Raw genomic sequence first — 23,858 nt, forward strand, 5'->3', positions numbered from 1 at the left:
AATGATGGCTTACGAGCCGAACGATAAACCGACTTTTTATTTCATCGGCGTGACGACCGGGCAATCCTCGATTATGCGGTTGTTTCCATTATGGGCGGAAGCGCTGCAGCTGGGCGATGTCCGCATTCGCGGCATGGATCTGCCGATTCACGCGGATCCGCAGGTGTACCGCGATGCCGTATCGTTCATCAAACAGGATCCCCATTCGCTCGGCGCGCTCGTGACGACGCACAAAATCGATCTGTACCATGCCGCGAAGGATCTGTTCGACGAGTTGGACGATTACGCGGTCATGTTCGAGGAGCTATCGTCGATCTCCAAGGCAGACGGAAAGCTGGTCGGGCGCGCGAAGGATCCGATCTCGAGCGGGCTGGCGATGGAGGCTTTTATTCCGGAGAGATACTGGGAGGGTCGAGGCGATGCGTTCCTGATGGGAGCCGGCGGCAGCGCGCTTGCGATCAGTTCCTACCTGACCCGGAAGTCGCACGGCGGGAACGTGCCTAGGCGAATCGTCATCAGCAATCGCAGCGAAGGACGACTGGCTTCCGCGCAGGCGCTGCTGAGCCGAATCGATACGCCGGTCGTCTTCGAATACGTTCTTTGTCCGACGCCGGAGGAGAACGGCGCCGTGCTGGCTTCACTGCCGGAGCGCTCGCTGATCGTGAACGCGACCGGACTCGGGAAGGATCGGCCGGGTTCACCGCTGACGGATGCGGCCAAGTTTCCGGCGGGCAGCCTCGTCTGGGAACTGAACTATCGCGGCGACCTGCGGTTCATGCATCAGGCGAACCGTCAGAAGGAAGCCCGTCATCTTCATGTGGAGGACGGCTGGGTCTATTTTCTGCATGGCTGGACGCAGGTGATCGAAGACGTGTTCCATCTCCGCATCGACCCGCCGGCGTTTAGGCGGCTTGCCGATATCGCGCTGCGTTTGCAGCAAGGGCAAATTCAATCATAGGGGGAAGCAAACGTATGACGCACGCATTGGGGACCAACCCATTCTCGGTTTATTTTAGCCTCAATAACGGATTGTCGGATACGGCGCCGTCGCTCAAGCGGCATCTATCCAACATGAAAGGGATGTATGCGGATGGCAAGGCGCAAGCGGCAATGCTGGAAGGGGGCGATCCGCTGCTCTATGAATTCTACGATCTGGGCGTGAAGGAATCCGAAGGCAGCCTCGCATTCGGCACGAGCATCGTGTACCCGGGCAAGGTCGGCGACGAATATTACATGACCAAAGGCCATTACCATACGATCCGCGATACGGCGGAGGTCTATTATTGCATTGGTGGAAGAGGTTTCATGCTCATGGAGAACGAAGCAGGCGATTGGATCGGGGAGCCGTTCACGCCCGGGAAGGCGGTCTACGTGCCGGGCGGGTATGCCCACCGCAGCATCAATACGGGAACCGAACCGCTCATCACCTTCTACGTCTTCCGTTCGGATGCGGGTCACGACTACGGCTCGATCGAGACGAAGGGCTTTCGCAAAATCGTCGTCGAACGCGATGGCGCGCCTGCGATCATCGACAATCCGCATTGGACCTAAGAGTGGAGCAGGAGGTGACGGTTCATGGCTATGAAAGTGCTGGTCACGCCGCGTTCCTTCGGCAAGCATAGCGCCGCGCCGATCGAGCTGCTGCGCGCAAGCGGGCTGACGGTCGTGTTCAACCCGCATGGCCGCATTCTGGAGCGGGAGGAGATGCGGGCGCTGATCCGGGACGCGGATGCCGTCATCGTGGGCGTGGATCCGCTGGATCGCGACGTGCTCGCGGAGGCGGGAAATCTCAAGCTGATCGCCAAGTACGGGGTTGGGACGGACAACATCGATATGGAATATGCGGCAAGCCGCGGGATTGCCGTCACGACGACGGCCGGAGCGAATACGGAGGCGGTCGCGGATTATACGTTCGCGCTGCTTTTGGCCGCCGCCCGCAAAATGGTGCCGATCGACCGCGCCTGCCGCCAGAGCGATTGGAAGAAAATCACGACGGTGGACGTGTACGGCAGAACGCTCGGCTTAGTGGGCCTTGGCAATATCGGGAAGGCCGTCGTCCGCCGGGCGGCGGGATTCAAGATGAACGTCATCGCTTACGACGCGCAACAAGACACGGATTTTGCCGCTGAGCACGGGGTGAAGTATACCGCCAGCTTGGATGAACTGCTGCGCGAGGCGGATTTCATCACGCTGCACGTTCCGTTGCTGCCTTCGACGCGCCATATGATCGGCGAACGGGAATTCGCGCTGATGAAGGAGACGGCCGTGCTCGTCAATACCGCTCGAGGCGGCTTGATCGACGAACGGGCATTGCTTGACGCCATGCGGCAAGGCCGGATATGGGGAGCGGGCGTGGACGTCTTCGAGCAGGAGCCGCCCGAGAACAAGGGCCTGTTGTCGCTGGATAATATCGTGATCGGCTCGCATTGCGCCGCTTCCACGGTACAGGCGATCGACAATATGGGACTGATGGCGTCGGAGCGCGTCATCCACTATTTGTGCGAAGGAGGATCACGATGAAACTTGGCATACATGCGTACGCCTGGTGCTCGGAATGGAGCGATGCGACGATAGGTTTGATCGACCGGACGGCGGGACTGGAACTTGATTTTATCGAAATTCCGCTGATGACCTTGGACCGTTTCGATCCCGCCGCGGTCAAGAAAAGGCTCGCGGATGCGGGATTGGATGCGGTCACCTCCACGGTGCTGCTCCGGGGAACCGATATTACGAGTCCGGATGCGGACGTTCGCGCGAACGGGATCGCATACTTGAAGGATTGCGTGCGGGCGACGGCGGCGATGGGGCTTACGAGCTTCTCAGGGGTTGTTTATGCGGAACATGTGAAGGAGACGAACGACCGGCCTACGGCCCGCGAGTGGGAATTGGCGGCCGAAGGGCTTCGGGAAGCGGCGAAGATCGGACAGGAATACGGCGTGCTCATCGGACTTGAGCCGGTGAACCGTTATGAATCGAATCTGATCAATACATGCGAGCAGGCGCTGGCGCTCAAACGGATGATCGGCGAGCCGAATATCCGCCTCCATCTGGATACGTACCATATGAACATCGAAGAGAAAAGTTTCTACGGGGCGACCAAGGCGGCGGGAGGCGACCTCATCCATTACCATCTGTGCGAGAATGACCGCGGGATACCGGGAACGGGCCTTGTCGACTGGAATTCGATCTTCAAAGCGCTCGGCGAGCTGGATTATCGGGGGTACGCGGCACTCGAGTCTTTCGTCGATACGACGGATAACATGAAGACGTGGGTATGGCGCCAGCTTGCTCCGGACGGCGATACGCTCGTGCGCGAAGGCGTCGCTTATATACGTGGACTCATGCGCAAATACGGCTTACAATCGTGAAGATACCGGGAGGACAGTAGAATGGCGGATCAGACACATCGGTATGCGGCGGGATTTCCCAAGATCGGCATCCGGCCCATCATTGACCGGCGCAAGCTCGTCAAGGCGGCGTTGAACGAAAATACGATGCAGCTCGCGCTTCATACCGCTCAGCTGCTGACGGAGCATCTGCGCTATCCGGACGGATCTCCGGTGGCATGCATCGTGAACGAGACTTGTATTTCCGGCTTCCGGGAGGCTGCCGAATGCGCCGATCGTTTTGCGAAGGAAGGGGTCGGCGTCATCATAACCGTCGCGCTCGGCTGGTGTTACCCGCTCGAGACGATGGAGACGAATCCGGTCTTGCCGCATGCGATCTGGGGCTTCAACGGCACCGAGCGCCCGGGCGCGGTCTATATGGGGGCGCTTCATGCCGCCCATAATCAGAAAGGGCTGCCGGCGTTCAAAATTTATGGGCGGGACGTGCAAGACATCGATGACACATCCATCCCGGAAGACGTACAGGCGAAGCTGCTCGCGTTCGGCCGCGCCGGACTTGCCGTGGCGCTGCTGCGCGGGAAGTCGTATCTGTCGATCGGCTCGGTATCGATGGGGATCGCGGGCTGTATCGTTGACGATCGCTTCTTCCAGAAGTATCTGGGGATGAAGAACGCGTACGTCGATATGACCGAGGTATCGCGGCGTATCGATAACGGGATATACGACGCCGCGGAATTCGAGCAGGCGTTGGCTTGGGTTCGCGAGAAATGCGTCGTCGGACCTGACCCGAATCCGATCGATATGCGGATTCCGGACGATCAGAAGTCGCAGGATTGGGAGACCGTTGTGAAGATGACGCTCATCGTCCGCGATCTGATGATCGGCAATCCGAAGCTCGCCGCCATGGGATACGAGGAGGAAGCTTACGGCAACAACGCGATCGCCGCCGGGTTCCAAGGGCAGCGGGAGTGGACGGATCATCGGCCGAGCGCGGATTTCCTCGAGGCGGTGCTGAATAGCTCCTTCGATTGGAACGGCTCGCGGGAGCCGTACATCGTGGCAACGGAGAATGATAATCTGAACGCGGTAACGATGCTGCTGGGCCACTATTTGACGAACACGGCGCAGATCTTCGCTGACGTTCGAACCTACTGGAGCCCCGAATCCGTTCAGCGGGTCACCGGCTATCGGCTCGAGGGCCACGCCGCCGCGGGCATCCTGCATCTGATCAATTCGGGTCCCGCAGCGCTCGATGGCACCGGGGAACAGGCAGGGCAAGACGGTTTGCCCGCGATGAAGCCGCATTGGGAGATTACGGAGGAGGAGATCGACCGCTGTTTGGCGGCGACTTCCTGGCGTCCGACGTATATGGACCAGTTCGCGGGCGGCGGACACTCGACGGACTTCGTCACCAAAGGCGGGATGCCGGCGACGATGGTGCGGCTGAATCTGGTCGAGGGGATCGGTCCGGTGCTGCAACTGGCGGAAGGCTATACGATCGAATTGCCGGATAAGGTGCATGACAAACTGGACGCCCGCACGACGCCGGCATGGCCAACGACCTGGTTCGCGCCAAGCCTCGTTCCCGGAGATCCGGTCTTCGACGACGTCTACTCGGTAATGGAGCATTGGGGATCGAACCACTGCGCCGTCAGTTGCGGCCATATCGGGGCGGATCTAATCACGCTGGCCAGCATGCTGCGCATTCCGGTCCATATGCATAACGTAAGCGCAAGGCGGATCTTCCGCCCGAGCGCGTGGAGCGCATTCGGCACGAAGGATCTCGAAGGCGCCGACTTCCGGGCCTGCGCCGCCTATGGTCCGTTGTATTCATAAACATAAGGGGGAGTGCGGCTTTGAACATTCAGACGGTAAGGGGCCTGCTGCCCCAAGAGAAGCTAGGATTCTGCCACAGTCATGAACATCTGTTCCTTGCGCAAGGTCATCCGGCAACCGTGAATCCGGATCTGCGCATCGACGATTATGCGCTTACGGTGCAAGAATTGCTCGCCTTCCGCGAAGCGGGCGGAGAAGCGATCATAGATGCGCAGCCGCTCGGCAGCGGACGAATGGAGTCGGAGCTGATCCGCGCTTCGGAAGAGACGGGGATTCATATCGTCGCCTCGACCGGCTTCCACAAGCTGTTGTTATACGATGAGGGGCACTGGATTCACCGGTATACGACGGAGGAGCTTCGCGACGTGTTCACCAGCGAATTGACGACGGGCATGTTCGTTGGTACCGACGCGTCGGATCCCGGCCAGCGCATCACAGGCAAAGCGGGGATCATCAAGACGGCGGTTGATGCGGAGCGGATGCGCGATCCCGACAAAAGGTGGTTCGAAGCGGCGGCCGACGCCGCGAAGGCGACAGGCGCCACGCTGCTCTGCCATATCGAGTCGGCCGAGCAAGCGGAATGGCTGTGCGATTATTACGAGAGCCACGGCATCGCGCCGGAGAAGATCGTTATTTGTCATCTCGACAGGAAACTCGACCGTCCCGAGGTGCACCGTAAGCTGGCGGATCGCGGCATTTATCTGGAATATGATACGATCGGCCGTTACAAATACCACAGCGATGAGGCGGAAGCCAAGTGGATCAGCGGCATGCTGGAGAGCGGGCATGAAGACCGGCTGCTGCTCGGACTCGACACGACACGGGCTCGGCTGAGATCCTACGGCGGCGCGATCGGCCTGACGCATATGGCGATGGTCTTCCTGCCGATGCTGCGCGAGTTCGGCGCGACGGAGAAGCAGATTCGCAAGATGATGATCGACAATCCAGCACAAGCATTCGTGCTGGGCAAATAAGAGGGAATAGCCGTCCACTTGGCATTGAAGCCGAGGGGCGGCTTTTGCGTCATGATCAGCGCATTGGTTTGCGTTCACAATCATGAGATTGAGTATGCGTCATTGAGCGGCGAAGTCGTGGAAGAGCGTTCCGCCGGCGCAACATACTCGTTGACGGATGACCGGCAACTGGGGAGAATGGAAGTAGGCATACCATATTAGCCGATGCTTACGACACGTAACTGCGATGTGCATCTCTTGGCCGTCATCAGCTTGCAGAAGGAACGGAGGGGCATGAATGTATAAGGTAGCGATTGTGGAAGACGAGATGCTCGTCCGGATCGGGCTCAAAAATTCGGTCGATTGGGCGAAATTCGATATGGAAGTGGTAGCCGACCTGCCGGATGGGCAAGCCGCTTGGGAGCACTACCAGCGCGAGAAGCCGGATGTGGTCATAACCGATATCCGGATGCCGAAGATGGACGGGATGCAGCTCATCGAACGGATTCGGAATCAGAACAAATCGACCCGAATCGTCGTCCTGTCTTGTCTGGAGGAATTCGAACTGGCGCGCAAAGCGATGGGACTCGGCGTCTCGAATTACATTCTGAAGCTGACGATGACCGAGCCGGAGATCGAAGGGGTGCTGAGCGCTCTGAAGGAAGAACTCCAGCAGCAGGGAGGCCGGCCGGTGTCCGCTGAGGGGACGCCGCTCGCCTCGCGCGATTTGGATTTGATCAAGGAAAAAATGCTAAAGGACTTTCTGTTCTACGGCATCTTAAGTCCGGCCGAATTCCAATCCTTCGTCTCGCAGAGCGGCCTGAAGTTATCGCCGGCCCGCCTCGTGGCCTGCCTGATGGAGGTAGACCATATCCATCAGGTGAAGCGCAAGTTCAAAGATGAGCATGGCCATCTGATCAAAATGACGATGCTGAATATATTGAGCGAAATCACGTCGGTGCATAAGCGCGGAGAGGCGTTCTACATCGACGAGACCCGCTATTTGCTGCTGTTGCATTATGACGACGTCCACTCCGAGCAAACGATCGGTCAGGATACGGCCGCGATCCTGCACCATATCCAAGAAGTGATGCAGACGTATTTCAGCGGCTCGGTGTCCTTCGGCATGAGCGGCGTTCACAGCGGATATAAAGCGCTTCCAAGGATGTATGCGGATGCGGAGCGCGCGCTTGCCCGCAAATTCTGGACCGGCGCGGGTCAGATTTTTGCCGGTGATGATAAAACGGATTTGACCGGACTTCACGCTCAGCTGGCGGAGTTGCGCGCTTGTACCTCGATTAAAGCGATGCTGCTGCCTGCCAAACAGAAGGAATACGAGCGTTACCTCGATTACTTCGCGAGCGCTCTCGGCGAGAATCGGAAGACGGTCGAGACGCTCGTGTATCAGTTCGTGCAATGGGTGAGCACGAATGTCTACGAAGACAATCAGAGCGAGAAGGCGCTGCTCCTCAACATCACCGAGCAGCTGGAACAATGCGACAGCTTGCCGGATATGCTGCAGCAGGTGCAGGTGTTCCTGTCCGAAATCGCGGAGGAAGCGCACCATCGGCTGCATATGAGCGACGAGGTGTCGAAGGCGCTGCAATATATGAAGCGGCATTATCATGAGAACATCAGCTTGCAGACGGTAGCCGACCACGTCAATTTAAGTTTCAGCTACTTGAGCAATTTGTTCAAAAAAGAACTGCAGATCACGTTCGTCGATTACTTGAACCGGTATCGCATCGAACGGGCGAAGGAGCTGCTCATCAGCACGCAGATGAAATCGTACGATATCGCGGTGCAGGTCGGTTTCTCGCCGGAATATACCTACTTCAGCAAGGTGTTCAAAAAGATGACGGGCCTTAATCCCAATGAATTCCGCAGGCAGTGGATGCTAGGGGCCAAGGTGGACGAATGAAAGGATGGTCCCGATTCCGCAGCATGCGGACGCAGCTGATCATCTCCTTCATGGTCATCAGCCTGGTCGTCCTGTCGGCCGGTTCCTACTACATCTATTCGTTCATGCTCGGCACGGTCAAGGACCAGAACGAACGGCTGCTCTTCCAGCAGTTTCAGCAGATCGACCATAATATCCAGGGACTCATCGCCGACGTGGACCGCCTGGAGAAGCTGTTCTTGAACGACGAGCAGGTGCAGCAGCTGCTGCTCAATTTGACCGATAAGAGCCAACTGGAATTCCTGAGCTATCAGAACACGCTGCATTCGCGGATCAAGCTGTTCATCGATAATTACAACTACGTGCATTCCATCTACATTACCGCGGAGAATCACGGGGCGATCGGCGGAAGCGGGGATACGACCCTGGTGCAGCCGGTTGAGGAGTGGAAGAAGAGTTTCTTCGATTCGGAGCTGTACGAGCGGACGGTGGCTGCCTATCCGGAATATATCGTCGCAGGCCGGATGAAAAAGTCGTTCTTCAATCCGTATATGTCAGGCGAGAAGGACGGGGCAGTCATCAGCGTCATGCGCGGCACGCGAGCGATCTATGACCCGCGAATAAGCGCGACGCTTATTTTCAACATCGACGAACGGTATTTGGCTTCCATCTACGCGACTTCGCTCGATGCCAATGACGGCGAGATGTATATCGCGGACGGGGACGGCATCATTCTGTCCGGGAGCAGCACGGCGCGTATCGGATCGCCAAGCTTGTATATGCCCGATCCCGCCGATGGGCAGACGTATGGAAGCCGCGACATGAACAAGGGCAACGAGCGGGTGCAGGTCGTCTATTATAAGCTTCAAGGGACGGATTGGTACGTGATGAAGGAGATCCCGCTCGACGTTTACTCCGCGCAGATCTATAAAGTGCAGCGTACGATTGCGGTCGTGTTCCTGCTCAGCCTGCTCGTCATCTTCATCATCTCGGCGTTCTGGTTGAACAAGATGGTGCGTCCGCTCCATCTGCTGGCCGGCAAAATGAAGGATATGAGCCGCGGGGAGCTCGGCGTCACCTTCGATCAGGTGCCGAACAACGAATTCGGTACGGTCATCCGGCGATTCAACGAGATGTCGCTCAGCATCGTCGACCTGCTCGAGAAGAACAATAAGATGCAGGAGCAGAAGCGGGAGCTGGAGATTGAGTCGCTTCAATACCAGATCAATCCGCATTTCCTGTACAACACGCTCAACATGGTCCGGTGGATGGCCTCGATGATGAAGGCGGACAATATCGTCGATACGATCGTCGCGCTCGGCAACATACTTAGGCCGGTGTTCTCGAGCAAGGACCCGATGTGCTCGCTGCGCGACGAAATCAGCTATCTGCAGCATTACATGACCATTACGAATATGCGCTTCAATAACAGCATTCAATTCGACATCGACGTGGACGAGCCGTCCTGGGACTGCCGGGTGCCGCGATTCATCTTGCAGCCGTTGGTCGAGAACTCCATCGCTTCCGGCCGCCAGGTCGAAGACCATGCCATCTTCATCGGCATCCGCGCGCAGGTCAAGGGCGAGCAGCTGGTTATCCAGGTGACGGACTCGGGCGCAGGACTCGATCCCGAGCAGTTGGAAGAGCTGAACCGCAAGCTGCAATCCGGCGAAGGCACGGAATCGTCAAGCGGGGGCAGCGGCATCGGCCTCGCCAACGTGAACAAACGGATTCAGCTGTATTTCGGCCCGGATTATGGCCTTCACTTCGTACCTCGTGCCAAAGGGGCAGAGGTTGTCGTAAGATTGCCATCGATTCATTCTTCTTGAAAAGCTAAATACGAATTGACGGGGGTGTCCCAAAAGTCATCAAATAGATGACGTTGGGACACCTCTTTGTTCAAATGCAATATTTTGGTTACCGCATCCACTGCGTGGTCGCATGTTCTTCCGATCGCTGTTGTTCCCGGATTCCCTGAATGAAATGGGTGAAGGTAGGAATCCGCTCACAAAGGCGAACGCTTACGCTTCTCCAGAATCATGCGACCTCTCCGTTTGAGGTAACCCTACTCAAAATTTCAAAAACAAAAAATATACCAAGGACCAACTGTCCTTGCGAATGCATTACTTCGTCGATGGAACCAAGATTGAAGCCAATGCCAACCGGTACACCTTCGTCTGGGGCAAGGCGGCCGTCAAGCAACAGGGATAAGACCCTGTAACGCCAGGCTGTCGAACCCCCCTGTTTTTCCGAGACACCGAAAACAGACCCCAATGTAGTTCGATAACTTGGCTCTCAGAGCTGTTTAAAACGATTTTATCCTTAAAAAGATGAGAACCACCCTATAAAAATAAGAGTGTCGGAAAGTCCATAGGACTTTCTCGACACTCTGAAGGACAGCCGCCAAGGCTGTCCTTTTTTCATTTGCAGGACATGACGTTTACGCTCGTGAAAAAACGTAAGTTTGTCCGCGCAAGCGGACAACGCGAGGAATCGCTGGAAGCATACATAACGCTGCGTAACTACAGGTCTGCTCCCCAAGGCAACCCGTCACGAACGAAGCTCGAACAAGAGCTTTGTCCTCAGCGGATTGAATCCATCAATCCACAGCGGACAACGCAAGCCCACATCGAAAGAACACATCAACGATGGCCGCGTTACGAGTCACGCCAATTTCGGGTGTGCTCAGAGTTTTCCAAAGGAAAACTCACTTCGGAAGCATAGGCTGGGCCGAGGCCCTTGCATCCCCTCCGATGGAGGTGTGGGGGAGGCGAGTAAAAGGGGTTTCAAAAGGGCGGAGCCCTTTGTTTCAACCTAATCGTAAAATCGTTCAATCGCGCCACGATGCGCCCATCGTTTTTTTCAATTAAGTCATAAGATCGTTCATTCGGCCGCCTGCGATAAAGCGCTATCATTAAGCCATAAGGAGAGAGCAAGCACAACGGATAAAGGAGAAAAGCCATGGAATTTACCGAACCCGCAACCAAACGCAAAGCAGCCCGCAAGGCTGCGCGCAAATCCAAACTTTACCGCAAAGACGGCATCAAGCTGCTGCTCATGGCGCTGCCGTTCGTCATTCTCGCATTTGCTTTCAGCTACGTGCCGTTATTCGGTTGGATCTACGCGTTCTTCGACTATCGGCCCGGGATCCCGCTCAGCAACACGGAATTCATCGGCCTGGAGAACTTCCGGACGATGTTCAGCGATCCCCGGATGGGACCGGTATTAATCAACACGCTCGCGCTCAGCCTGCTGTCGATCGCGACGGCGCCGATTCCGATGCTATTCGCCATTATGGTGTCCGAGGTCAAGAGCGAATGGTTCAAGCGGCTCGTGCAGACGACCTCGACGCTGCCGCATTACATCAGCTGGATCATCGTGTTCTCGCTGGCGTTCAGCATGTTCAGCACGGAGGGAGCCGTCAATTCGATCCTCTTCAAACTGGGCTTAAGCGATACGCCGGTCAACGTGCTCGGCAACTACGACCGGGTATGGACCGTGCAGACGCTGCTCCTGCTATGGAAGTCGGTCGGTTGGAGCGCCATTATCTATCTGGCGGCGATCGTCAGCATTGACAGCGAGCAGTATGATGCCGCGCGCGTCGACGGGGCAGGCCGGCTGCGTACGATCTGGCACATCACGGTGCCGAGCATTATGCCCACGTTCATCGTACTGCTGCTGCTCTCCGTCAGCAATCTGTTGTCGGCAGGCTTCGAGCAATATCTCGTCTTCAGCAACGTCATGATCGCCGACCGGATCGAGGTGCTCGATCTGTACGTATACCGGCTCGGGCTTGTAACCGGCGATTATTCATACTCGACGGCCGTAGGGATTTTCAAATCGGTCATCAGCATCATCCTGTTGTTCACGGTCAACTTCCTGTCGAAGAAATTCCGCGGACAGGGCATCGTATAAAGCGAGAAAGGAGCATCCCTATGAGTACCCGAACCATCGCAAGCCAATCGGGGGCATCCCGCAAACGAAGCCTCGATTGGAAGAATCTGGCCTTCAATGCCTGCAACTACTTCATCTTGTCGGTGCTCGTCATCGTCACGATCTATCCGTTCTATTACATCTTCATCTACTCCATCAGCGATTCGATCGAGGCGCAGAAGGGCGTCTTCCTCTGGCCGGCCGGTTTCTCGCTGGAGTCGTACCGCACGACGATCGCGCTGCCTGGCATTATGGATGCGGCGCTGGTCAGCTTGTCCCGTACCGTGCTCGGCACCGTGCTCACCGTATGCTGCTGTTCGTTCTTCGCTTATTTGATCACCAAGGACGAACTGCCTTACCGCAAGTGGATTTACCGCTTCGTGCTGGTCACGATGTACTTCAACGCCGGCTTCATTCCTTGGTACTTGACGATGAAGGCCTATGGGCTGCAAAACAATTTCCTCCTCTACATCCTGCCGAGCGCGCTCGTCGGCTTCAACGTCATCCTGATCAAGACGTTCATCGAGCAGCTGCCGGTGTCGCTCGAGGAATCGGCGAAGATCGACGGCGCGGGGTACTTCAAAATTTTCACGAGCGTCATCTTCCCGCTCTCCATGCCGATCATTGCGACCATCGCGGTATTCGCGGCCGTCGGGCAGTGGAATACGTGGTTCGATAACTACTTTCTCGTCGAGAATCCGAAGTTGCAGACGCTTCAGCTGGTGCTCTACAACCTGCTGAACCAGTCCAGCAACTTATCCAATATGACGACCGATCAGCTGTCTCGGGGCGATCTGGTCCGCACGCTGACCCCGCAATCGATTCGGATGACGATTACGATGCTCGTGACGCTCCCGATCGTGCTGGTGTACCCGCTGTTGCAGCGCTATTTTGTCAAAGGCATCATGCTTGGCGCGGTCAAAGGCTAACAGCGCCTTACCGGCACGCGAATACCTACAATCTACTGGATTATCCGGCTATTATCGCCGATAATTATAGCTTCTACTATCTTAGGAGGGGTATGGAATGAGAAAGAAAGCATTACCGAACCTTGCGATCGCCACGGTGGTCGTCGCCTCGCTGCTGTCGGCTTGTTCGAACAATGCCGCGAACACCAATGAAGGCTCCAAGAATACAAGTGGGAATACGACGGCCGAGTCGTCGACGAATGCGGGCACGAACACCGATACGGAAGCCGCCAAAGAACTGGTCACGCTTCGCGTTCTCGTCATGGAGCCGGGGACCAAATGGAACAAGTACCAGGACAGCGTCGTCGCCAAGGCGATCGCGGACAAGATCGGGGTCAAGATCGAATACGTAGAAGCCGACGAGAACAAATTCAACGTCTTGCTGGCCGGCGGCGATCTTCCTGATATCGTCCGCTCGGACGTAAACAAGTTTCAGAAGCAGCTGATCGACGGCGAGCTGATCATACCGATGGACGATCTGCTGACCCAATATGGCCAAGACATTACGGCCAATATCGGCACGGTCGTGGACTATAGCAAGAAGAATTGGAGCAACGGCACGGGCAAGCTTTATTTCCTCCCGCCGCAAGTGCAGCCGAAGCCGGGTACGGCGATTCCGCCGGTGACGATCGGGGCAACGATTCGTTGGGACTGGTATAAGGAGATCGGCACGCCGGCGCTCGATACGATGGATGATCTTCTCGGCGCGGTGGAACAAATCGTGCAGAAGCATCCGACCACGGACGACGGCAAGAAAGTATACGGCGTCTCGATGTGGCAGGACTGGGGGCTGTGGCCTTATCTTATTCCGCCGATCGTCTTCACGAAGTCGTCCGGCGCGACGAGCGATCTTACGGCTGCGCAAGTCGGCGACAGCACGTTCATCAGCACGTTGACGGATGAGTCGTCGAACTTCTGGACGGCGATGGACTTCTATAATAAGGCGAACCGCAAGGGACTGCTCGACCCGGATTCGCTGACGATGAAGAACAATGATTATATGGCCAAAGCAACGGCAGGCCAGATCGTCGTCGGCCCGGCTACATGGGCGATGGGCGACTTTAACACCCAACATGCGAACGACGGCAAAGGCTATATCGTCGTGCCGGCCGGCAAGATGGCTTGGACGGGCGAGGTTCGCCCGCTCGGCTGGCAGGACAAATCGTACAGCATCTCCAAGAGCTCGAAGCATCCGGAGAAAGCGATGGAATTCTTGAACTACATCTATTCGTACGAAGGCGCAAGAACGATGTATAACGGTGTTGAAGGCGGCCAATGGACCGTGGTGGACGGCAAGCCGACGCTGACGGAAGAGACGCTCGCGCTCAAAGCCGGCGGGGGGCTCGACTTCGAATCGACCGGCCTGTCGCTCGACCGCAACATCATCGGCCTTGGCAACGGCGTCGTCAATCCGAACGACGGCCAGCCGCTTGACCTGTTCTCCTCCGAGGAGGCGCTTGCGAAGGCGGCGACGCCGCTCGAGAAAGATTTCTCCTCCCATTACGGCGCGAGCTATTCGGGTGAGGTGTTCAAGAAACAGATCGACGAAGGCAAGTTGACCACGTTCACGACGTGGATGGACGGCATGTCCGACGACGAGATCTTGAAGCGCAACACGGTTCCTGGCGTGACGCTGACCGAGGATCTGAAGAAGACCGAGGCTTCGCTCAAAGAACTGGCTGCGCGCCAAGCGGCGAAGATCATTCTGTCCAAGGACGACGCGGAATTCGCGAAGAACAAGAAGGAAGCGATCGAGGCGTTCAAGAAAGCCGGCGCCGACGAGTTCACGAAATTCTACAACGAAGAAGTCACGAAGCTGAGAACGGCTCACGGACTGTAAGCAGCAGGCAAGCAAGGTGTCAGAAGCTCATACAAGCAAGGAGCTAACAACAGGCAAGCCAGGATTTAGCAGCAAGGAATCAAGTTCAACGGGCCAAAGCGTATCCGCGCTTTGGCTCTTCTTGTATCAAGCTGCTCGAAGCCGATCGAATCGAACAGGAGGATTGGAAATGAACGGGAATGAACGAGGCGACTCGCATATGCAAGAAAACATGCAGCTGCTGCGGGTAAGCGCAGACGGCCGCAGGTTAACGACGGCGGACGGACAGCCATTCTTTTGGCTCGGCGATACGGCGTGGGAGTTGTTCCACAAGCTGTTGCGCGAGGAAGCCGAACATTATTTGCGGCAGCGTGAAAGCCTTGGTTTCAATGTCGTGCAAGCGGTGGCGCTGGCAGAGCTCGATGGCTTGGAGGAAGGCAACGCGTACGGCCGCACGCCGCTGCTCATGAATGATGCGGGAGCGTACGATCCGTCCCTCCCGGATACGTCAGGCTACTCGTATTGGGATCACATGGATTACATCATAGAACAGGCAGCTGAGCTAGGGATCTATGTCGCGCTGCTGCCGACCTGGGGCGATAAATTCAACGTGAAGCATGGCAAGGGACCGGTCATTTTCACGCCGTCTAACGCACGTCAATACGGGAAGTGGCTCGGAGCGCGTTATCGCGATTGCCCGAATATCATCTGGGTGCTGGGCGGCGACCGGCCGATGGAGGAATACGAGCACTTTGCCATCATCCGCGGCATGGCGGAGGGGTTGAAAGAAGGGGATGGCGGCGCGCATCTGATGAGCTTCCATCCGGCAGGGGCCCGGTCTTCCTCGCTGAATGTGCACCGGGAGGCATGGCTGGATTTCAACATGATCCAATCCGGGCATGGGGAGCGGGAAATTACGAATTATGCTCGCGTGCAAGCGGATTATCGGTTGATGCCAGCGAAACCGACGCTGGATGGCGAGCCTTGCTACGAGGATATTCCTATCGGGTTCGATCCACGCAATGGATATTTTGACGCGTCAGACGTCAGACGTGCCGCTTATTATGCCGTATTCTCCGGTGCGCTGGGCCATACCTATGGCCATCACAGCGTGTGGTCCATGACCAGGGAAGGAGGGGGCGCCGAGTTTCTCTATGGCTGGCAGGAGGCGCTTCACCGTCCAGGCGCTGCGCAAATGCAGCATTTGCGAGCATTGATGGAAGCATACTCCGAATGCGGAATGGCGCCGGATGACAGTGTGCTTGCTTCCAACCTCGAAGGGGCGAATCGTATGGTCGCCATGAAAGGAGAACGCTGCGCGTTGGTCTATTCGCCCAATGGCGTGGAAATTACGGTCTCGGCGGATATCTTCTGCGGGGAACGAATGGCTGCAGCCTGGTATGATCCGCGTACGGGAATTTATCGGGAAGCCGGCGATTACGCGGAAGAAGGCACCGCCAATTTCCGGCCGCCGACAAGCGGCAGAGGGCAAGACTGGGTGCTGGCGATGAACTTCTGCGAGTAGTGGCAGGGGCGTTCAACCTTTTCCTAAATTTGTTCAAGGCAACTTGGTTACGAGTTAACCGACTGTCGTAAACAGTTCAATCGAATCGGTAGATCTTTCATACCGTAAGCGCTTACGTTCTTTTACGATGGAGTTAGATGGAGGAGGTGGTCGGAGCCAGGGGGAACGAGGGATAAAGGCAGCGCTTCAACTTGAATCGATGGCAAAGGAGCGGCGGGAATGAAGAATATATGGAAGCGATCGACCGCGGCAGGCATGACAGCATTCATGCTGGCCTCCGCGATGGCATTGCCTGCGGGAGGCGTATCGGCGGAGACGCCGGAGCCGGCAGCGGCGCAATCGGTAACCGTCAGCATGAACCCGAACCACATCATCCAAGAAGACTTCCTCGGCGTAGGCGTCAATGTCATCCCGACGGGCTTGATGGACGGGACGACACGGCAAGGCTACACGCAAGCGCATTTCGAAATCGACCGGAAGCGGATCAACACCGTCGAGCCCAAGGTGGCGCGCGTCTGGTTCCAGATCGATTGGATGGAACCGCAGAAGGGCGTCTACACCTGGGACAGTTCCGAGATGCTGGCCTTCTATCAATATTTGGACGCTTTCAAGGAAGCCGGTACCGAGATCGAATTGAATATGGGTTGGAAAATCGGATCTAAGGTTCACGACTGGTTCAACATTCCGGGCGTTGACCCCTGGACGAGCGCGCCGGCGGACCTGGATGCGTATGCGGCTTCGACTTCGGCATTGCTGCAGGAACTGATCCATGAACGCGGCTATGATAATGTCAAGTATTTGACCTTCTATAACGAGCCGAACGGAAGCTGGGATTTCGAAGCGCCAGGCGATCAGCAGGCCTATTACGCCGAGATGGTCCGTAAGGTCAGCCAGCGGCTGTCGACCGATGGACTGCGGGAACAGATCGAGATCTGGGGACCGGAAGAAACCGGCGCGCTCGGTTGGACGCAATACATGAAGGACCATGCCGATGACGTTATCGACGGCTACAGCTTCCATGTGTACGGCGAGTCATACGAAGGATTGGGCAAAGCGTTCGCCGACCGCAAAGCATACGTCGGAACCAAGCCCGTTCACTTGACGGAATTCGGTTGGGCGGACGACAACGCGAGCAATTGGGACGCGGGCTACGCGAATTCCGTAATCCAAGCGGCGAACAGCGGCGTGAAATCCGCGCTCGTCTGGCAGCTGAACGGCGTGTGGAGCCCGGACCCTTACGGCGGCACGAACGGCGTCTATACGATGTGGGATTCCGTCGTGCTCGGACTGGATGTCCGGAAGACGTTCTACATTACCGGGATGTTGAATCGGTACATACCGGAGCATAGCCAAGTGCTTGAAGTCGATACGGATTCTCCTGACGTGCGGGCGGCGGCATTCCGCTCGGCGGATGGCGAATACACGATTCTGCTCGAGACGAAGGCAGGAGCGGCGAAGGATGTCACGTTCGACTTCGGAAGTTTGAACATCGGCAAGACGTTCCGCAAGCTGAACTTCCAAGACAACGTGGTCAAAGAAGGCAACGGCCTGCTTCCTCGGGTAACGGCGAGCTTCGCGGCGGATACGGATTTCCGCGACGCGGGGATCGACGGTAACTATAACGTCGCGGTCTATACCACCGATGCGCCGGAGACGCAGGTAGCTGTCGCTCCGCTCAATCCAACCGTGAAGTCCGGCGATAAGGTACAGCTCACCTCCGAGGTGATCGACAACACCGGCGGCGTTACATGGAGCATCGTCGGCAAGAACAACGGTGCCATCAACAAAAACACAGGCGCGTATCACGCGCCGCAAGTAGATGACGAGCGCTATATCGCGATTCGGGCAACCAGCAATAGCGATCCTTCCAGCTATGGCGTCGTTCTAGTCAAGGTTCTGCCGAAATCGGTTCCGAACAAAGTGGAAGTACCGACCTTCAGCTTGAAGTCCGGCGTCTATCCATCGGCTGAAGCGCTGTCGCTCGAAACCGCGACCGCAGGCGCGCAGATTCGCTATACGACGGATGGCAGCACGCCGACCGAATCATCCCCGCTCTATACGCGGCCGATCATCCTGAAGAACGCATCGCTTGCGCTCTATAAGGCCAAGGCGTTCAAGCAAGGGATGAAACCATCCGGTTACCAATCGGCGTTGTATCAGATCAACGACGTGAGCAATGCGCCGGACGGCTACGAGTTCTGCATGTATGAAGGCGGAGAGTGCTACTTCGAAGGCGAAGCGATCGTGGCGTTCGGCGCGGACGGCCTGTTCAATTACGGCGTTTTCGAGAACGGCGTCACTTGCAGCGCGGAGTTCTTCGGGGATCCGAATCCGGGCGCGGACAAACGCTGCTTCGTAAGCTTCGACATTCCGGAGGAAATGCCGGTCGTCACGTTCTACAACGCTGGGTTCGAGAAACCGGCCACGACATCGGCCAAACCGGGTCCGATGACGAACGGCTGGGTATTCAACAGCCGCACGGGCGTGCAGCACAATAACGGCCCGTTCCAGGCGACGCCAGCTCCGCAAGGCGTACAGACGGGGTATGTGAAGACCGACGGCGGCGTATCCGGCGTGTTGAGCCAGTCGATCAACTTTAAGCCGGGCACGTATCAAATGGAATTCAAAGCCGCGAAGCGCACGAGCTTCGGAGGCACGCAGACGTTCGACGTTTATTTCGACGACATGGTCATCGGTTCTTACGCGCCGACCTCAGGCGAATATGCGACTTATCGCACCGAACCGTTCGCGACCGATGGCGGACGCCATACGATTACGTTCGCGGCTACGACCACGACCGGCGATAACACGGCTTTCATCGATGATGTACGCATTACGCTGCCGAAGCCGGATGAGGCGCCGCATATCGCGAACGCCAGCTTCGAATCGCCTGCAGCGACCGATGAAGATCGTTTAGTCACCGGCGTTACGTCAGGCTGGACGTTCAGCGCAGCCTCAGGCGCGCTCCGCAATAGCAGCCCGCTTGGCCAGCCGTCCGCGCCGTTCGGGGTGCAGGCCGGATTGCTTCAGTCGACCGACGGCGAGCCGGGCCAGTTCAGCCAGACCGTCGAATTCCCGGCAGGGACTTATGCCATCGGTTTCCGGGCGGCCAACAAAGACGCTGCCCAGCCTCAGAGCTTCGAAGTTTATGTCGGCGAGCAGCTCGTCGGGACCTATTCGCCGCAAGCATCCGTTTACGGCTCGTATCAAACGGAATTCTTCACGGTCGAGACCGGCAGCTATGACGTGAAGTTCGTTGCGGCGGCATCTTCCGGAGAGGGCGCTGCCTACATCGATGCCGTAACGATCGAACGAATAACGATACCGGAATTCCCGCAGCTCGCCAATGCCGGATTCGAAGCGCCGACCATTACGAACACAAGCGGCGTCATCGGCAGCGGAGACGGCTGGACGTTCAATGAGCGGGCAGGCATACAGCGCAATGGCAGCGCGTTCGGCGCTTCCGACGCCCCGGAAGGCACGCAATCGGCACTGCTGCAGACGAATGGAGGGATTGCAGGCGTGATCAGCCAGTCGCTCGTATTCCCGGCCGGCGCTTATGCCTTGCAATTCCAATCGGCGAAGCGTACCAGCTTCGGCGGGCAGCAGTCCTTCTACGTCTATCTCGATGACCAGCTGCTTGGCGCGTACACGCCTGATTCGGGCGCTTACCAATCGTATAAGACGGACGGATTTACGATCGCGAAGCCAAGCAAGCATACGATCCGCTTCAAGGCGGCTACGACGACCGGCGATAATACGGCCTTCATCGATGCCGTAACGATCGTGCCTTATACGGCTCCCACGGGTCCCGTGATACCGAACGGCAGCTTTGAATCTCCTGCCGTCACGGCGGCTAACGGCGTTAAGATCGGCGGAACGGCGGAAGGTTGGTCGTTCAACACGTATTCGGGCATCGTCCGCAACGGCAGCGTGTTCGGACAGAAGCCGGCGCCTTCGGGCATGCAGGCCGCTTACTTGAATACGAACGGAGGACAGGGAACGATCAGCCGAACGCTGGATCTTCCGGACGGCACATTCGCGATAACGTTCCAAGCGGCCCGCAGGGATTTCGGCGGCCAGCAGCAGTTCGATGTCTTGATCGACGATACCCTCATCGGATCATTCGCTCCGGGGACCTCTACTTATGCCGCTTATACGACCGATGCGTTCACGGTGGAAGCCGGGCAGCATACGCTCCGTTTCGTGGCCACGACGACGAGCGGCGACAATACCGCTTTCATTGACCAGGTTACGATCGGAGATCCGGTGCCGCAGGCTGCGCCTATCCTCGCGAATGCGGGATTCGAGTCGCCGAAGGTGACCTCCGTTCGCGGCAACATGACGGACGGCTGGGTGTTCAATGCCAACGCGGGCGTGCAGCGCAACGGCAGCGCGTTCGGTGCCGCTCCTGCGCCGGAAGGCGAGCAGACGGGGCTTCTCCAGAATAAAGACGGCAAGATCGGGCAGTTCAGCCAGACGCTGTTCTTCCCGAAAGGCACGTATACCATCAGCTTCCAAGCCGCGAAGCGCGGCGGATATAACAGCTTGCAGACGATTGAAGTGCGTGCAGGCGACGCGGTGATCGGAACTTTCGCGCCGGATACGGTCGAGTTCCAGACTTACGCCACGGAGCCGTTCGAAGTACCTTCGGGCAGAAGCTTGACGATCGCGTTCGTCGGAACGGCAACGACAGGGGATAGCACGGCGTTCGTGGACGCAGCGAATATCGCCAAATTGAATTAAGCGGTAAGCGACCGATCGATTAGGGATTCGGGATCAAACGCGCCAACCGGCGCGTTTGATCCGCTTTGTCATACGGAGTTACCACACAGATACGCCGTATTGCCGGCGATTGGGAATGGAGTGTTGTTCGTGTCCGAACGAATATCGGCGATTCAGCCGAGAGGGCTTGCCAATCTGGAACGATTCGATTTATTGCCGATTCTGCGGGATGGCGTGCAAGTTCATTACGAAGGAAGCATCGACAAGCAAGGCTTCAATGCGGATTGGGACTGGTGGCTCTATCAGGACCGCGAAGAATGGGTCATCTTCGATGTCGACGGACCCGGCTGCATCTACAATTTCGTGCAGCATCGGTATCCGGACAGCGAGGAGCCGACGTTCCGCTTTTATTTTGACGGGGAGCGCGATCCTTCGTTCGTGATCAAACCATCGGAATTCGGTAACAAGGCACCATTCGTTCAGCCGCTTGCCGATGCGTACCTGGGACCGGAGGATAACGGGAGGGGGCCGATCCGAGTCGTCCGCAGCTTCGTGCCGATGCCTTATAGGCGATCGTGCAAGATTACGACCGATATCCGACTGAAAGGCCATGCCAAAGGGGATGGCGGTTGGGGCCACGTCGTCTACCACGCTTATCCGACGTCCGAAGGCATCGAGACCTTCACCGGGAAAGAAGATTATGATCGCGTATTGCAGATGTGGGGGGCAGTCGGCTCCGATCCGAAACCATTTGTACATGCAACGGCATGCCGTGCCGAGAAATTGGAGATTGCACCGGGGGACTCGGCGATCGTGCTGGAACAGTCCGGGCAAGGGAGCGTTGTATCGATTCTGGCTGAACTGGCGCCCGCGAGCGAGCATGGGCTTCGGCAGCTGTGGATCCGGGCAACGTGGGATGATCATCAGACGCCGGATGTGGAGTGTCCGATCGGCATTTTCTTCGGCAATGAACTTGGGCTTAATGCCGTTGGCGTCCTGTCACACGGCAGATTGGCGAGCGGCCAATTCTATTGCTATTTCCCGATGCCGTACTGGAAGCAGGCGAGAATCGAGCTGATCAATCGGGGTGACGACAGCGTGTCGTTACCCTATTGGGAGACACATATAACGACCGATTATAATGCCGCATTCGAAGAAGGAAAGACGGGATATTTCCGCGCTTCGCCCTATTATCCGCCTCAGGCGACGCACGCTTCCGACAGCATCATCGGCCGATTGACCGGCAGCGGCCATCTCGTCGCAGGGACGATCACCGGCGTCACCCGCGAGCCCGGCGTCATTAGCTGCGAAGGGGATGTGCGCGTCTATATCGACGGGAACGGCACGCCGCAAGTGGAAAGCGACGGCTCGGAGAGCTGGGTGTGCTACGGGTGGGGGTTCCCGACGCCCCCGGAGATGAATCCGGCGAGCGCCTATGACGGGCTTCCCGACAATCCGTGGTCGATGGTCCGCATGTGCGCCGGCGATTGGTATCCGTTCCGGACGGAGCTCGTATTCGGCATCGAGTCCGGCGAGTTCAACAACCAGTACATTCGCCATTCGGGCTTGCTGTTCTATTACGGCATCGATGCTCCCGGCATGGCGCTGACGGATGAGCTGGATATCGGCAACCGAGCTTCGGAAGGCATTCATCGTTACCGCAGCTCAGGCAGCCGCGGCTGCTACACGCTCGCGAGCTATTACGAGGGGCGTGAGGATCAGCTGCTCGTGCAAGACGTCGGCCATGAGACGGAAGGGTGGAGCGAATTCGTCATCAGCGTCGATCCGGATAATCGCGGCGTGCGGCTGCGGCGAAGGTCGGACCAGATCACCGGCAGACAGCGCGCTCGCGTGTATGTCGATGGCATGCTTGTGGAGGAGCGGGACTGGTATGCGGCCGACCGCAATCCGTACAAACGCTGGTTGGAGGACGAATTCGACATTCCGCCGCAGTATACGGCTGGCAAACGGGATCTCGTGATCCGTCTGGCGTATGTACCTTGCGGCGAGACGCGTGCCTGGAACGAGTTCTATTACTGGGTCTATTCGATCCGCTAACTTACAAATAAAAGAGAGAAGGTATCAGCATGGGAGACGTTACGTACTATCGCACGAATGATGGCGTCCGGTACCTCGATGAGCTGCAAGACGAAGCCTACGCCCGCTCTACCCTGCATGGCAATTCAATGTTGGAGGCGGAGAGCCGCCTTCCGGTCAGGGACGTACAGGCCGCGCCGACGGAAGCAGGCTCAGATACGGCAGCCGTGAACAAGCAGAGGATTAGTCTATCGGGCGCATGGCGGATGATCGATTGCGACCCGGCGTTCCCTGGCGACCCCGCGCCGGCGACAGGCTGGTTCGGTCGCAAGGCGACGAATAGTCCGGGCATGGCGGAACGCTGGTATGAACCGGGATACGACCGGAGCGGCTGGCATGAGGTGCAAGTGCCGACGACGGTGCAGCGCGCGTTGGTCACGCTTGGCGAGCTGGAAGATCCATTGTGGGATACGAACACGATCGACGAGTTGGATACGCACGGCGAGCCTAAGGAGCTGCCGGTCTGGTTTCGCCGCACGCGCGCCGAGCGCCGGGACTGGTGGTTCGCCAAGACGTTCGAAGTTCCTTCGGCATGGCAGGGGCAGCGGCTAACGCTCCGGTTCGACGGGATTGACTACTCCGGAACGGTGTTCCTGAACGGGATGTCGCTCGGCCACCACAAGGGTATGTTCGGCGGTCCTGAGCATGACGTGACCAACCTGATTCTATTTGGAAGCGTGAATGAGCTTGTCGTCCGTATCGACCCGGCGCCGCAATCCTGGAATGGACTGCTTAAGGGCAGTCCGGGATTCGGC

The 23,858-nt window shown here is 57.5% G+C and carries 15 protein-coding genes and 1 pseudogene; all 16 read left to right on the forward strand.

Annotated features, from left to right (window positions below; genetic code table 11):
• The first annotated feature begins 1 nt into the window (after position 1).
• On the forward strand, positions 2–958 hold the full coding sequence (locus tag FHS18_RS15195) for a shikimate dehydrogenase family protein (protein WP_246427669.1): 957 nt from the start codon (positions 2–4) through the stop codon (positions 956–958).
• Positions 959–972: 14 nt separating this feature from the next.
• Complete coding sequence (locus FHS18_RS15200; RefSeq protein WP_183600926.1) at positions 973–1,551, forward strand: glucose-6-phosphate isomerase; 579 nt, start codon at positions 973–975, stop codon at positions 1,549–1,551.
• 24 nt (positions 1,552–1,575) lie between these two features.
• Positions 1,576–2,520, forward strand: coding sequence for a phosphoglycerate dehydrogenase (locus tag FHS18_RS15205; RefSeq protein ID WP_221401335.1), 945 nt, complete (start codon positions 1,576–1,578; stop codon positions 2,518–2,520).
• Positions 2,517–3,368 carry a sugar phosphate isomerase/epimerase family protein gene (locus FHS18_RS15210; RefSeq protein ID WP_183600927.1) on the forward strand — a complete coding sequence of 284 codons (852 nt, stop codon included), beginning with the start codon at positions 2,517–2,519 and terminating at the stop codon, positions 3,366–3,368. The genes FHS18_RS15205 and FHS18_RS15210 overlap by 4 nt, the downstream gene beginning before the upstream one ends.
• A 21-nt stretch (positions 3,369–3,389) precedes the next feature.
• Positions 3,390–5,183: an L-fucose isomerase gene (locus FHS18_RS15215; RefSeq protein ID WP_183600928.1), complete on the forward strand. Its 1,794-nt coding sequence runs from the start codon at positions 3,390–3,392 to the stop codon at positions 5,181–5,183.
• Between the two features lie 20 nt (positions 5,184–5,203).
• Complete coding sequence (locus FHS18_RS15220; protein ID WP_246427670.1) at positions 5,204–6,157, forward strand: phosphotriesterase family protein; 954 nt, start codon at positions 5,204–5,206, stop codon at positions 6,155–6,157.
• Between the two features lie 51 nt (positions 6,158–6,208).
• A complete protein-coding gene (locus FHS18_RS15225; RefSeq protein ID WP_183600929.1) occupies positions 6,209–6,358 on the forward strand; it encodes a hypothetical protein in 150 nt (49 codons plus the stop codon).
• 76 nt (positions 6,359–6,434) lie between these two features.
• Complete coding sequence (locus FHS18_RS15230) at positions 6,435–8,057, forward strand: response regulator (RefSeq protein ID WP_183600930.1); 1,623 nt, start codon at positions 6,435–6,437, stop codon at positions 8,055–8,057.
• On the forward strand, positions 8,054–9,865 hold the full coding sequence (locus FHS18_RS15235) for a sensor histidine kinase (protein ID WP_183600931.1): 1,812 nt from the start codon (positions 8,054–8,056) through the stop codon (positions 9,863–9,865). The genes FHS18_RS15230 and FHS18_RS15235 overlap by 4 nt, the downstream gene beginning before the upstream one ends.
• A gap of 1,132 nt (positions 9,866–10,997) precedes the next feature.
• Entirely contained in the window at positions 10,998–11,951 is a 954-nt protein-coding gene (locus FHS18_RS15240) for an ABC transporter permease (protein ID WP_183600932.1), read from the forward strand.
• 20 nt (positions 11,952–11,971) lie between these two features.
• Positions 11,972–12,898 (forward strand): carbohydrate ABC transporter permease, encoded by a 927-nt coding sequence (locus tag FHS18_RS15245; RefSeq protein WP_183600933.1) that lies wholly within the window; start codon positions 11,972–11,974, stop codon positions 12,896–12,898.
• Positions 12,899–12,995: 97 nt separating this feature from the next.
• Positions 12,996–14,777, forward strand: a complete 1,782-nt coding sequence (locus FHS18_RS15250; protein ID WP_183600934.1) for an extracellular solute-binding protein — start codon at positions 12,996–12,998, stop codon at positions 14,775–14,777.
• A 169-nt stretch (positions 14,778–14,946) separates the two neighbouring features.
• The gene (locus tag FHS18_RS15255) at positions 14,947–16,281 is read left to right on the forward strand and encodes a glycoside hydrolase family 140 protein (protein ID WP_246427671.1); all 1,335 of its coding nucleotides are present in this window, start codon (positions 14,947–14,949) and stop codon (positions 16,279–16,281) included.
• 219 nt (positions 16,282–16,500) lie between these two features.
• Positions 16,501–21,027 (forward strand): chitobiase/beta-hexosaminidase C-terminal domain-containing protein, encoded by a 4,527-nt coding sequence (locus FHS18_RS15260; RefSeq protein WP_221401336.1) that lies wholly within the window; start codon positions 16,501–16,503, stop codon positions 21,025–21,027.
• 129 nt (positions 21,028–21,156) lie between these two features.
• Entirely contained in the window at positions 21,157–23,064 is a 1,908-nt protein-coding gene (locus FHS18_RS15265; RefSeq protein ID WP_183600935.1) for a DUF2961 domain-containing protein, read from the forward strand.
• A 329-nt stretch (positions 23,065–23,393) separates the two neighbouring features.
• Positions 23,394–23,816: pseudogene (locus FHS18_RS35385) on the forward strand (glycosyl hydrolase 2 galactose-binding domain-containing protein); the annotation flags it as partial.
• Positions 23,817–23,858 lie beyond the last annotated feature (42 nt).

The organism is Paenibacillus phyllosphaerae (assembly GCF_014192105.1).
GTDB classification, from domain to species: domain Bacteria; phylum Bacillota; class Bacilli; order Paenibacillales; family Paenibacillaceae; genus Paenibacillus_Z; species Paenibacillus_Z phyllosphaerae.